We start from the raw sequence: 13,133 nt of genomic DNA, 5'->3' as shown, positions 1-13,133 counted from the left end.
AAGCTAGTCAAACTATCTTAAAAAGAGGATTAGAGTCGTTTGGGCTAGGAACTAGCCTTGTGGACTTAAATAAACACAAAGCCTTTCGCTCAACTTCATTAGAGGTTGCTAGTTAGGAAGCCTCTGTATTTAGGCAGAGGTTGGTTCACAATCTAAACTTCTTTTCAATCTCTCTTCTTAACTCATCTATATTTGAAATTGCACCTTCATTGTGATTTGAAAATCCCCAATTTACTAAAACACCATCAACTCCAGCATTAAATGCAGCTATTGTATCTTTTGTAGAGTCTCCAAAAAGTTGAGCATTCTCTTTTTTTATACTATTTAAATCTAAAATTCTATTTATCATATCTGGCTTTGGTTTAGGAGCTGATACATCGTTGTATCCCAAAATTGAGTTGAAGTATCTATCAATTTCAAGATGACCTAACATTTTTCTTGCATAATCTGAGTTTGCATTTGTAGCAACACTAAATTTAAACTCACCTTTTAAATCATCAAGTAACTTTTTAACTCCATCATACAAATGTAAATCTACAAGACAATTTTTACTATAAAAATCTTCAAAAAGCTCTGTAACTTTTGGAGTAAATGTTTTGCTATTATAAAAAAATTCTGCACTATTTATATTTATATCATTTACATTTTCTAAAATAAAGTTTTTATCCATAGGTTCAAGTCCTAGATGACTTCTTACATAGTTTATACAATTTGCAATAGAAGAACCACTGTTTACAAGTGTTCCATCCATATCAAAAATTATCATTTTCATAAAATTTTATCCTTTTAAATAAATTTTGTATTATATAGTTTTAAAGTTAGTAATAATTTAATATTAAATAGGACAGATTTTATCTTATTTTAATATTTATTTGTTTATAATTTCACTCATAGGGTATCTGTATTAGATCCTCCTACAAAATTGATACAATTTTTTGGTATCCTATACTTTTTTTGAAATGAATTTAATTTTATATGGCTTTACAGTTTTTCCCTCTGTAAAGCCTTTTTTTATGCCAAAAAATATATAATAAAAGTTTTAATTTGCTAAAACACGGGAGCTTAATGGAAACAATTAGTATAATATCTATAATAAGTATTGCTTTTATTGGCTCTTTTGGGCACTGCATTGGAATGTGTGGTGGAATTGTTTTGGCATACTCAAGCGTAAAAATAAATAGCAACGATAGTAAAAAAAGACAAGCACTTATGCATCTTTTATATAATTTTGGAAGAGTAACTACTTATACATTTTTAGGTTTTATATTTGGATATTTAGGTTCAGTTCTATCTTTTTCTACAACTTCAAAAGGATTTTTGTTTTTTTTAACTGGATTATTAATGATACTTATTGGTTTTTCACTAATGGGAAAAATAAAATTTTTAACACTCTTAGAGCAAACTTTTTCAAAATCTCCTTTTTATCAAAAATTATTTAAAAAAGTTTTAGGAAGTAATTCAAAACTTAGTTTTTATTTAATTGGAGTTTTAAACGGCTTTTTACCTTGTGGTTTTGTATATATGTTTGCAATAATGGCAGCAAGTACAGGAAGTGCTTTTTATGGTGCAATGGTAATGTTTATTTTTGGGGTAACTACAATATTTGCACTATTTTTTGTAGGTTTTTTTGCTGGATTGTTTAAACAATCAAGCTTTAGAGATATATCTATGAAAATTGCATCAATTTTAGTTATTTTATTTGGACTATATACAGCTTACAACGGTTTTGCTCTTTTAAAAAATAAAACTATAAATATAGAACATAACCATCATATGAATACAAAATAGTAAAAATATTTAAATTTTAAGAAAGGAGAGAAGATGAGACTAGCAAAAAAATATTTTAGCTTTTTTGGTATTTTAATATCAACATGTTTTGAAAAATTGCATATTTTTTATTCAAAACTAATTGAATACTTAAGAAAACTACCAAATATACAGATGAAGCTTTTAAATATAAAGCTAAAACCAATCAAAACAGATTTAATAAATAATAATTAGAAAAAAGGTACAAAATGAAAAAAACAAATATAAGCTTAGTTGCAAGCTTTTTAATAGCAACAAATTTATACTCACAAACAACTACTTTAGAGACAATCACAGTTACAAGTGCTACAAAATCAGAGCAAAAATTAAAAGATGTTACAGCCAATGTTGATGTAATTACAGCTGAAGATATTGAAGCTAGAAAATTTAAAACAGTTGTTGAAGCTTTAAATTCTCTATCAGGAGTTAGTATCTCAAGAGATGGTGGAATAGGTCAAACTAGTTCTGTGTATTTAAGAGGAATGGATGCTCATAGAGTTTTAATTTTAGTTGATGGTGTGAGATATAATGATATTACAACTCCAAAAGGTAGTGCAAATATTGAACATTTAATGATAAATGATATTGAAAGAATTGAAGTAATCAAAGGTGCGCAAAGTAGTATTTGGGGAGCAGATGCTAGTGCTGGAGTTATAAATATTATTACAAAAAGTGCACAAGATGGAACTCACGGAAATGCTACTATTGAATACGGAAGATACAATAGTAAAATAGCTCGTGCAAATATTTCACACAAAAATGAGAATTTTGATGCAAAATTAAGTGCTACTAGAGTTGATACAGATGGTTTTTCAGCTATTTCTCCAAATAAAAGCTCTGATGCGAAAAAGTATGAAAAAGATGGATATGAAAATACAACAGCAAATTTAAAACTAGGTTATAATTTTAATGAAAATAATAGATTATCTACTTCTTATGAAATAATAGATACAAAAGTTGATATAGATGATTTTTTCAGCAAAGATCCAAACAATAAGGATTCTACAAAAAATAAAACTCATTTAGCAAATATTACTTATGAAAATAGAAATGATATAGCTATAACAAAAGTATATACAAACTATACAGATATAAAAAGAACTTCAACTAATACTTCTGTGCCTGACTACAAAGGTGTTATAAAAGAGTATGGAGTAAATACAAGTATTGGTTACTTAGACTCTTCAAATATAACTTTGGGGGCAGATTATAAAAAGTTTGAAGATAAAAAAATAGTTGAAGATTTAACAAATGAAAGTAGAGTTAAAAACTACAATAATAAAGGAATTTTTATTACAAATACAAATAAGTTTTTTGATGATAAAACTATCTTTACACAAGCTTTACGATATGATAGATACAGTGACTTTGAAAATAAAACAACAGGAAAGATAGGAATAAAACAATATATAGTTGATGATTTAAATATTAGTGCGAATTATGGAACTGGATACAATGTACCAAATTTATATCAACTAAATGATGTTTGGGCTGGAAATGATACTTTGCAACCAGAAAAAACAAAATCTTATGATATAAGTATTGCATACGAAGGTTTTTCTGTAACATATTTTAATACAAAAATAAAAGATTTGATAGATTATAACTACGCTACTTGGACTTATGAACAAATGAGTGGAACAAGTAAATTAAAAGGTACGGAAATTGCCTATAAAAATGAAGTTGTAGAAGACACATTTTTAAATCTTTCATATACAAACTTAAGTGCAAAAGATGCAAAAGGAGATAAGCTTCTAAATAGACCAAAAAATAAGTTTAATTTTGGAGTTGATTATTATGGTTTAAAAGATTTTCATTTTAATGTAAATGGTGAATATATTGGAAGCAGAGAGAGTGTAAATTATCTTAGTAGTACTCAAAAAACAAAAACAGGAAACTATACAATCTGGAATGCAGTAGTTGATTATGATATTAGTAAAAACTTCTCTACATATCTTAAACTTGATAATATTTTCAACAAAGATTATCAAATAGTTGATGGATATGCTACAAGTCAAAGAGCAGCATATTTAGGTATAAAGGCTAGTTTCTAATATGAAAAAACTACTATATTTTCTAATTTTTTTTAATATCTCTTTTTTAAATATTTTAAGTGCAAATGAAAAAATTATCACTCTAAGTCCTGCTGTAAATGAGATAGTTTTTGCTTTAGGTTTAGGCAATAATATTATTGCAAATACGCAGTTTTGTGATTATCCAGAAATATCTAAAAGTATTGAAAAAGTTGGAGGATATGGTAGTGTTAGCTTGGAAAAAGTTGTAAACTTAAATCCAAGCATTATAATAAATCAAAATTATGATAAAAAATTAAATAGCTCACTAAAAGCTCTTGGATTTAAAACTTTAGTTTATAAAACAGATAGTTTAGATGATATTAAATTTGCAATCAAAGATTTAGGAGATGTTTTTAATAGACAATTACAAGCAGAAAATTTAAATCAAAATATAGAAAATAGTTTAAAAAATATTGAAAATATAGTAGAAAATCAAAAAATTTTAATTGTAATTAGTCCCCAAAACACACTCTCTAATCAAATATATGTAACAAACAACTACATATATTTTGAAGATATTATAAAAAAAAGTGGAAATCAAAATGCCTATCAATCAAGCTTAAAATCACAACCTGCAATAAATAGTGAAAAGTTAATACTACTAAATCCAGATATTATTATACTTTTAGCTCCATATTTAAAAAGTGATAAACAAAAAGATGATATGTTAAATCTTTGGAAAAATTTGCCAGTAAATGCAAGTAAAAAAGAGAATATCTATATAATAGATAAGACATACTCAGGAATTTCAAGCCATAGAGTACAATATTTAATAGATGATTTTAGAAAGATATTAGAAGATGTTAGAACTAAAAAATTACAGTAATTTTATTTTAAAAGATATAAGTTTTTTGCTAAAAAACAATGAAAACTTATTGATTTTAGGTGAAAATGGAGCTGGAAAATCAACTTTAGCAAAAGTTTTAAGCTCAATAATATCTTCAAATAATCTATTTTTTAATGAAAAAAATATCTCAAAACTATCTGGAATTCAAAGAGCAAAACTAATAAACTATATTCCAAGTAGTTTTGAGATATTTGATGATTATATGACTGTTTTGGAGTATTTAAAACTCTCAACAATTGAAAACAGAAGCGACGAGGAGATTGAAAAAGTTATAAATCTTTTAAAGATAAATCATATAAAAAATAGCTCATGCTCTAGTTTAAGCTCTGGAGAAAAACAGCTTGTTTTATTAGCAAGTGCAATTTTACATGATGCAAAAATCACAATTTTTGATGAGCTTATGGCAAATTTGGATATAAAAAGATTAAGAGATGTTTTTTTGATTTTAAATTCAAATTTTTTAAAACAAAAAATTATAATTACTCATAATCTTGATTTTGCTTATGCACTCAAAAACTATAAGGTGCTATATTTAGAAGCCGGAGTTTTAAAATTTTATGGAGATCATGAAGAGTTTTTTTGTAAAGAGAGATTAAAAGAGTTTTACAACGATAGCTTAAGATTTGAAAACACTCATTTGGTAGTAGATTTATGAAAGTTTTTTTATATATTTTTTCACTGATTTTAATATTTATTTCACCTTTTTTGGGTGAAGTAAATATTGAAATATCTTCAATTTTTTCTTTAGAAAATAGTTTAAATATGGTTTTTTGGGACTTAAGAGTTCCTAGAGTTATTTTGGCATTTTTTGTTGGCTCAATCTTGGCTCTTGGTGGACTTATTTTTCAAATTGTTTTTAAAAATGAGTTAATCACTCCATATACTTTGGGAATTGCAAGTGGAACTACACTTTTTACAAGTTTATCAATAGTTTTTTTGCCTTTTGTACCACTCTTTTTTTCAAGTATTTTTGGCTCAATTTTTACAATTTTAATTCTATTTTTAATTACAAAATCACTGAATAAAAAAAAAGCAATAAGCTCAACAAACTCTATTTTACTAATAGGAATTGCTTTATCATATTTTTATGGTTCAGCTTTAATGCTTGTTTTTTATCTAAGTAATCTTCAAGAGAACTACTCAATTGTAAGATTTACTCTTGGAAGCTTAGATGTTGTTGGTTATATGCCATCTTTAATAGTTTTTATTACAGCAACTATTTTTATTTTTATAATTTATAGCTTTAAACACAAAATCAATCTTTTGTTAATATCAAATGATGTTGCATTTTTAAAGGGATTAAATATAAATAAAACAGTTTTAACTCTTTTAATAGTTGTTAGTTTAGCAGTTGGTGTTTGTATAAGTTTTACAGGACCAATTGGATTTGTGGGACTTGTGATTCCTCATATAGTAAAATTAATATATAAGAAAACATATACAAAGCTATTTTTTCCAATAATATTTTTTGGTGGAGTTTTTTTGGTATTTTGTGATTTAATCTCAAGAGTAATACCAACAGCTTCAAGCTTACCAATTGGAGTTGTAACTGCTTTTATTGGAGCTCCATTTTTTGTATATTTGCTTATTAAAAAAAATAGTACAAAATAGATTATTCAAACATCTTTGGATATTTAAAAAAGATTAATTTTGAACTATCTTTTGAGATATTTTTCCAAGAGTTTGTATCAAAATCTATTTTTAAAACTCCACTTGTAGGAATATTATCTTCAAAACTTCCAAGTAGAAAATTTGCTAAATCATTAAGTCCTGGATTGTGACCTATTAAAAAAATAGTTTTATATTTATCATCAACATTTTTTATAGCTTTTAGAAGATTAAGATAAGGAGCTTCATAAATTGATTTCTCAAAAATAATTTCATCTTTATACTCAAACTCTTTTAAAAAATATTCTAAAGTTAGTTTTGTTCTAAATGAAGGTGAAGAGATTATTAAATCTGGTTTTTGTATCTCTTTTTTTAATATTTTTGCCATAAAAGGAGCATTTTTTGAACCTCTTTTATTAAGTGGTCGTTCAAAATCATCTAAAAGAGGATTTGACCAGTCAGATTTTGCATGTCTTATTAAAATTAACTCTCTCATTTTATATCCTAAAAAATAAAAAATATTCTATCTAAAAACTACTGTAAAAGCCTTTTCTTAGCTAATTTTAGCTATTATAGATGCTTAATTAATTAATTGGATTTAAAAATGATAGTAAAAATAGAGCTTGGAAATAGTAACTCATATGAGATATTTATAGAGAGATTAAAAGATTTATACTTTGATAGAAAAGTTGTTGTTGTTACAAATCCAACTGTTAGTAGTTTTCACTTAGAGTATTTAAAAACAAAATTAAGTGCAAGAGAACTTACTATTTGTACAATTGCTGATGGTGAAGAGTATAAAAATATGCAGACCTTAGAGATGATTTTGGACTCTTGTTTTGAAGCAAAACTTGATAGAAAATCTTTGCTTGTAGCTTTTGGTGGTGGAGTTATTGGAGATATGACAGGATTTGCAGCTTCAATTTATCAAAGAGGAGTTGATTTTATTCAAATACCTACAACTTTGCTATCTCAAGTTGATGCTAGTGTTGGAGGAAAAACTGGAATAAATAATAAATATGGAAAAAACCTAGTAGGAACATTTCATCAGCCAAAAGCTGTTTATATTGATTCAGCTTTTCTAAAAACTTTACCAAAAAGAGAGTTCGGTGCTGGAGTTGCAGAGATTATTAAAATGGCTGTTTGCTTTAATAAAGATTTTTTTGAATGGTTAGAAAAAAATGATTTAAATGATGAAAAAAATATAGATATAGCAATTCAAAAATCTGTTCAAACTAAAGCTTGGGTTGTTTCGCAAGATGAAAAAGAGCAAGGATTAAGAGCTGCTTTAAATTATGGACACACTTTTGGGCATGTAATAGAGAATCTTACAAAATACAAAACTTATCTTCATGGTGAAGCTGTTGGAATTGGTATGTGTATGGCAAACTCTTTGGCTGTAAAACTAGGAATTATGAGTAAAGAAAATGAACAAAGAGTAAAAAATTTATTAGAAAAATATAATATTCCAACAACTTTTAAAATAGATAATGTAGAAGATTTTTATGAGCATTTTTATTTGGATAAAAAATCAAGCAATAGTAAAATAAAGTTTATAGTTCCTATTGAAATAGGTGATTGCAAAATTACAGATGAGATAAAAAAAGAGGATGTAATTGAAGTTTTAAAGGAATTTAAGTGATTAATAGAGTAATTATACTAATAGTTTTTTTGTCAATAACTCTTTTTGCATCACAAGAGATTAAAAATGAAAAGAGTAGTGAGCCTATTTTAGAGATTGAAAACTTGGTTGAGCAAAATATATTATTGGATAAGATATTAAAAATTCAAAACTCATACAAAGATAATATTCTTATAAAAAGATATTCAAACTATCTTTCATATAGTAAAATTGCAAATGAATTAGATATTTTAAAAGAGAGTTTAAAAACTAAAAAGAAGTTTAATGATGAGCAAGAGTATCAGTTATTAAATAAAATAAGAGTAAAAGAGAATGAACTTGAATTAATAGGTGAGTATAGAGGATCTCCTATTGGAGGATTAATAAATCCACCTGATATTGGAGCTATTGAAAAAATCACAAATCCATTTGGAATAATTGGAGCTTTGTCAAATATTAAAATAATAGAGAGCAATAGAGATCAATTTACAAAATTAGAGCTTCAATTAATTGATTTAATAAAGAGTTTAAAAGAGGAAGAAGAGCTTTATAATCAAATATATTTATTGGATTCAAAACCTCAATATGAAGAAAAAATAAACTTTTTAACAAAACAAATAAGAGATTTTGAAATAGTTTTAGATATTGTTGGAACATCATCTGAGGTCTATGATAGAAAAGTTGAACAAGTTATTTTAGAGACAAAAAATCAAATATCTCAACAAGTTGAAAAAATATTAGATATTTTACTAATAATTTTTATATTTTTTGTTGTAACTTTTTTAGTAAAACTAGCTTTAAAAAAATACTTTTTACAAAGTGAAAATTACTATATTGTAAACAAAGTTATAAATTTTACTTTGGTTATATTAATTGTTATGGTTTTACTATTTTCATATATTGATAATGTTGCTTATCTAGTAACAATCCTTGGATTTGCATCTGCTGGTATTGCAATTGCACTAAAAGATTGGTTTATGTCAATTTTTGGTTGGATGGTTATTGTAACTTCTGGATTTATTCAAGTTGGAGATAGAATTAGAGTTACAAAAGGAGATGTTGAAACTGTAGGAGATGTTTTAGATATTTCACTATTTAAAATTACAGTTAAAGAGGATGTTACTTTAGTATCTTATATGAAAAATAGAAGAGCTGGAAGAATATTCTTTGTTCCAAATAACTATATTTTTTCAGAGTTAATTGCAAACTATAGTCATAGTGAATTAAAAACTGTTTGGGATGGTATAGATATAACTTTAACCTTTGATTCAAACCATAAAAAAGCTCAAAAAATAATTAGAGAGATTTTAAAGCACTACTCAAAAGGTTATAGTGATATTACAAGAAAACAGCTATCAAAAATGAGAAATAAGTATCAATTAAGAGCAACAGGAGTAGAGCCAAGAGTATTTACATTTATAGAGCCTTATGGAGTTGTAATATCAGGTTGGTATCTTACAAACTCTTTTGCAGCTTTGGTTTTAAGAAGTACAATAAGCACAGAGATTTTAGATGCATTTATGAAAGAGGATGATATTAATATTGCATATCCAACGCAACAAATAAATATAAATCAAACAAATAAAGCTTATGGACCATCAAGATTAAAAGAGATTATTGAAGATGAAATTTAGTACAAATAGACCAAAGGTATTTTTTAAAACATTTGGTTGTAGAACAAATATTTTTGATACACAAGTTATGATTAGCAACTTAAAAGATTTTGATGTAACACAAGATGAGAGTGAAGCAAATATTGTTGTAATAAACTCATGTACTGTTACAAATAGTGCTGATACAACTGCAAGAAGCTACATAAATGGTCTAAAAAAGCTTTCAAATAATCCAAAAGTTGTATTTACAGGTTGTGGTACTAGAACTAAAGGTGAAAAACTATTTAGTGAGAATAAAATCGATGCTTTATTTGGAGCTAGTTTAAAAGAGAATATCAATGAACTATTAAAAAAAGATGATAGATTTTTTGAAGAGGGTGATTTAAAATCTTTGGATAAAACTATTGTTGAAGAGTTTGTTGGAAAAAGTAGGGCATTTATAAAAATACAAGAGGGGTGCGATTTTAGATGTTCTTATTGTATTATCCCATTTGTTCGAGGTGATGCTAGAAGTTATGAAGAGAGTATTATTTTAAATCAAGTGCAAACTTTGGCACAAAATGGTTTTAGTGAATTTATTTTAACTGGAACAAATGTAGGAAGTTATGGTAAAAAAATGCACACTTCACTAGCAAAACTTCTTAAAAAAATGGCACTTATAAAAGGTGTTAAGAGAATTAGAATGGGAAGTATTGAGCCAATTCAAATTGATGATGAGTTTAAGGAGCTTATAAATGAGCCTTTTATGGCAAAACATTTGCATATAGCACTTCAACACACTTCAAAAGAGATGTTAAAAATAATGAATAGAAGAAACAAAGTTTTAAGTGATTTAGAGCTTTTTGAGTTTTTAAGCCAAAATGGATATGCATTAGGAACTGATTTTATAGTTGGACATCCAGGAGAAACGCAAGAGATTTGGAGTGAAGCTATGAAAAATTTACATAACTTTCCACTTACTCATGTTCATGCATTTACATACTCAAAAAGAGATGGAACACCAAGTGCCTCTATGAAAGATATGATTAAAGGCGATATTGCAAAAGATAGATATATTGAGCTTGTTGAGATAATTAAGAAAAAAAATTATGAGTTTAGAAAAAACAGTAAATCAAAACTTGAAGTTTTAGTTGAGCAGGAAAAAAATGGAAAATATTTAGGATTTGATCAATTTTTTAATCAAGTTGAAATTTCAAGTAGTGAAGATTTAGTTGGAGATTGGTTGTATTTAGATGATTATTTAGTAAAGGATAATAAAAATGAAGCAAGATTCAAATAATAAAAGTATTGATAAAAACTTTAAGCTTATGATTATGTCAGCAATTGCATTGCTTGTACTTTTTGTTTATACTATTTATAAAAGTAGCTCAAATATTCAAGGAATCTCATACTATGTTGGTTTGGGATTTTTATTTATTTTACTTATTTTATCTTTTATTCTAAGAGCAAATCAAGATAAAATAAGAGATTACTTTTTAAAGAAAAAAGGAAAAAGTGTAGAGAGTAGTTTTGATAGTGAACTTAAAAAAAGTTCTGAAAAAGCAAATGTTGAGCTTGGTATTGAACCTGTAAAATCAAATATTACTTTCAAAGATGTTGCTGGTATTAAAGAGATTAAAGAGGAGCTTGAAGAGATTGTTGATTTTTTAAACAATCCTAAAAAGTACCAAAAGTTTAAAGTAAAACTTCCAAAAGGTGTTCTTCTTGTAGGACCTCCAGGTGTTGGAAAAACTTTGATTGCAAGAGCAGTTGCAGGAGAGGCAAATGTTCCATTTTTCTATCAAAGTGGAGCTAGTTTTGTACACATTTATGTTGGAATGGGTGCGAAGAAGGTGCGAGAACTATTTACAAGTGCAAAATTAAATGCTCCATCAATTGTATTTATAGATGAGATTGATGCTGTTGGAAAGATGCGAAGTGGAAAATCAAATGATGAGAGAGAGTCAACTTTAAATGAACTTCTAACTCAAATGGATGGATTTGATGGAGAGAGTGGTGTAATTGTAATTGCTGCAACAAATAAAATTGAGGTTTTAGATGATGCACTTTTAAGAGCTGGAAGATTTGATAGAAGATTATATGTTGGGCTTCCAAATATTGAAGATAGAAGAAAGATTTTGGAGCTATATTTAAAAGATATAAAACACAATATCAATTTAGATAATTTGGTAAATCAAACAGCTGGATTTAACTCAGCATCACTTTCAACACTTGTAAATGAAGCACTTTTAAGTATGATAAAAGATAGTAGAGTTGAGCTTCTTGAAGATGATATACAAATAGCTAAAAACAAACTAGAGTTTGGTAAAAAACAAATAAGAATATTAGATGATAGTCAAAAAGAGATTTTAGCAATCTATCAAGTTTGTAAAGCCTTTATTGCAAATAAAAAACTAGCACTTTTAGATGAGGGTGTTTCAAAAGATAGTTCTGTTTTTCCATCGTTTCAAGAGTTAAAAAATAGCATAAAAATTGATTTAGCTGGAACTATTGGTTTAGAGTTGTTAAAAAATGAAAAATATTTTGTATCAAATGATGATTTGAAAAAAGCCTATGATTTAGCTTCTAAAATAGTTGAAGAGTATAAAATGGCTCTAAATGCAAATGAGTTAATAGTCTCAATTAAAGATGAACTAAGAGCAACATTATCTCAAAATATTGAAAAAATTGAGAAATTAAAAGATATTATGCTTAAGAATGAGGTAATTACACTTGAAGATTTACAATAATTTTTTTAGTGGATTTTGTTTTTTTAATGAATCTTCGCTTTTTGAAGAGTATTTACAAGATGGTGATTTTGTTGTGAGTGGATTTTCATATGGTGCTATTAAAGCATTTTTACATGTACAAAATAGTCAAAAAAGAGTTGATAAACTTCAACTTTTTTCACCTGCATTTTTTCAAACAAAAGATGAGAAGTTTAAAAGAATGCAACTTATGTTTTTTAAAAAAGATGAAGATGCTTATATCAAAAATTTCTTAGAAAATCTGAAAGATAAATCAACAAAAAGTATAGAAAACTTCTTTAAAAAAGGAAGTTTTGAAGAGTTAAATGAGCTTTTAAATTTTAAATGGAGCAAAGAAGATTTAGAAGAGTTGATAAAAAAAGGTATTAAAATAGAGGTTTTTTTGGGACAAAACGATAAAATAATTGATAGTTTAGCTGCAAAAGATTTTTTTAAAGAGTTTGCAACTGTTTACTATTTTAAAGATAAAGGACATTTATTATGATTGCAAAAATTGGAATAATTACAACAAGTGATAGAGCTAGTGCTGGAATTTATGAGGATTTATCAGGAAAGGCTATTATTGATACTTTAAATAGTTATTTAAAATCTCCTTGGCAAGAGGTTTATAGATGTATTAGTGATGATAGAATGACTATTGAAGAGACTTTAATAGATTTAATAGATAATCAAAAGTGCTGTTTGGTTGTAACAACAGGAGGAACAGGACCAGCCTTAAGAGATGTAACTCCAGAAGCAACAGAAGCTGTGTGTGATAGAATGATGCCAGGATTTGGAGAGCTTATGAGAAGTGTAAGTTTACAATATGTTCCAACA

The 13,133-nt window shown here is 26.7% G+C and carries 14 protein-coding genes; 12 read left to right on the top strand and 2 right to left on the bottom strand.

What is annotated here, in order from left to right:
• Positions 1–145 precede the first annotated feature (145 nt).
• A complete protein-coding gene (locus tag WC168_RS07510) occupies positions 146–772 on the bottom strand; it encodes an HAD family hydrolase (protein ID WP_372618466.1) in 627 nt (208 codons plus the stop codon).
• A 293-nt stretch (positions 773–1,065) separates the two neighbouring features.
• Here WC168_RS07510 and WC168_RS07505 point away from each other — a divergent pair, with 293 nt between their 5' ends.
• Genes WC168_RS07505 through WC168_RS07480 form a run of 6 tightly spaced genes read left to right on the top strand, consistent with a single transcriptional unit; the run spans position 1,066 to position 6,339 of the window.
• A complete protein-coding gene (locus tag WC168_RS07505) occupies positions 1,066–1,788 on the top strand; it encodes a sulfite exporter TauE/SafE family protein (protein ID WP_319087230.1) in 723 nt (240 codons plus the stop codon).
• A 33-nt stretch (positions 1,789–1,821) separates the two neighbouring features.
• Entirely contained in the window at positions 1,822–2,001 is a 180-nt protein-coding gene (locus tag WC168_RS07500; RefSeq protein WP_109066390.1) for a hypothetical protein, read from the top strand.
• A gap of 14 nt (positions 2,002–2,015) precedes the next feature.
• Entirely contained in the window at positions 2,016–3,860 is a 1,845-nt protein-coding gene (locus WC168_RS07495; RefSeq protein ID WP_372618464.1) for a TonB-dependent receptor plug domain-containing protein, read from the top strand.
• Between the two features lies 1 nt (position 3,861).
• Positions 3,862–4,707 carry an ABC transporter substrate-binding protein gene (locus tag WC168_RS07490; protein ID WP_372618462.1) on the top strand — a complete coding sequence of 282 codons (846 nt, stop codon included), beginning with the start codon at positions 3,862–3,864 and terminating at the stop codon, positions 4,705–4,707.
• Positions 4,682–5,383, top strand: coding sequence for an ATP-binding cassette domain-containing protein (locus WC168_RS07485; RefSeq protein ID WP_372618460.1), 702 nt, complete (start codon positions 4,682–4,684; stop codon positions 5,381–5,383). Before WC168_RS07490 ends, WC168_RS07485 begins: the two co-directional genes overlap by 26 nt.
• Positions 5,380–6,339 (top strand): FecCD family ABC transporter permease, encoded by a 960-nt coding sequence (locus tag WC168_RS07480; RefSeq protein WP_372618458.1) that lies wholly within the window; start codon positions 5,380–5,382, stop codon positions 6,337–6,339. The genes WC168_RS07485 and WC168_RS07480 overlap by 4 nt, the downstream gene beginning before the upstream one ends.
• Position 6,340: 1 nt before the next feature.
• Here the strand turns inward: WC168_RS07480 and WC168_RS07475 are convergent, their stop codons facing one another.
• Positions 6,341–6,832, bottom strand: a complete 492-nt coding sequence (locus WC168_RS07475) for a histidine phosphatase family protein (protein WP_372618456.1) — start codon at positions 6,830–6,832, stop codon at positions 6,341–6,343.
• A gap of 108 nt (positions 6,833–6,940) precedes the next feature.
• Between WC168_RS07475 and aroB the strand changes: the two genes are divergently transcribed.
• The 6 genes from aroB to mog all read left to right on the top strand — a co-directional run.
• On the top strand, positions 6,941–7,978 hold the full coding sequence (aroB, locus tag WC168_RS07470; protein ID WP_125296649.1) for a 3-dehydroquinate synthase: 1,038 nt from the start codon (positions 6,941–6,943) through the stop codon (positions 7,976–7,978).
• A complete protein-coding gene (locus tag WC168_RS07465; protein ID WP_372618454.1) occupies positions 7,975–9,591 on the top strand; it encodes a mechanosensitive ion channel family protein in 1,617 nt (538 codons plus the stop codon). Before aroB ends, WC168_RS07465 begins: the two co-directional genes overlap by 4 nt.
• Positions 9,581–10,849: a tRNA (N(6)-L-threonylcarbamoyladenosine(37)-C(2))-methylthiotransferase MtaB gene (mtaB, locus tag WC168_RS07460; RefSeq protein WP_066161482.1), complete on the top strand. Its 1,269-nt coding sequence runs from the start codon at positions 9,581–9,583 to the stop codon at positions 10,847–10,849. The genes WC168_RS07465 and mtaB overlap by 11 nt, the downstream gene beginning before the upstream one ends.
• The gene (locus WC168_RS07455) at positions 10,830–12,299 is read left to right on the top strand and encodes an AAA family ATPase (protein ID WP_279134296.1); all 1,470 of its coding nucleotides are present in this window, start codon (positions 10,830–10,832) and stop codon (positions 12,297–12,299) included. Before mtaB ends, WC168_RS07455 begins: the two co-directional genes overlap by 20 nt.
• Entirely contained in the window at positions 12,283–12,801 is a 519-nt protein-coding gene (bioV, locus tag WC168_RS07450) for a pimelyl-ACP methyl ester esterase BioV (RefSeq protein ID WP_279134297.1), read from the top strand. Before WC168_RS07455 ends, bioV begins: the two co-directional genes overlap by 17 nt.
• Positions 12,798–13,133 (top strand): molybdopterin adenylyltransferase (mog, locus tag WC168_RS07445; RefSeq protein ID WP_372618451.1); only part of this gene is annotated, 336 nt, incomplete at its 3' end. The genes bioV and mog, both read left to right, overlap by 4 nt.

This window comes from Aliarcobacter sp. (assembly GCF_041672065.1).
GTDB lineage: Bacteria > Campylobacterota > Campylobacteria > Campylobacterales > Arcobacteraceae > Aliarcobacter > Aliarcobacter skirrowii.
Note: the sequence above shows the minus strand (reverse complement) of the source record. Positions and strands in the feature narration are given on the sequence as shown.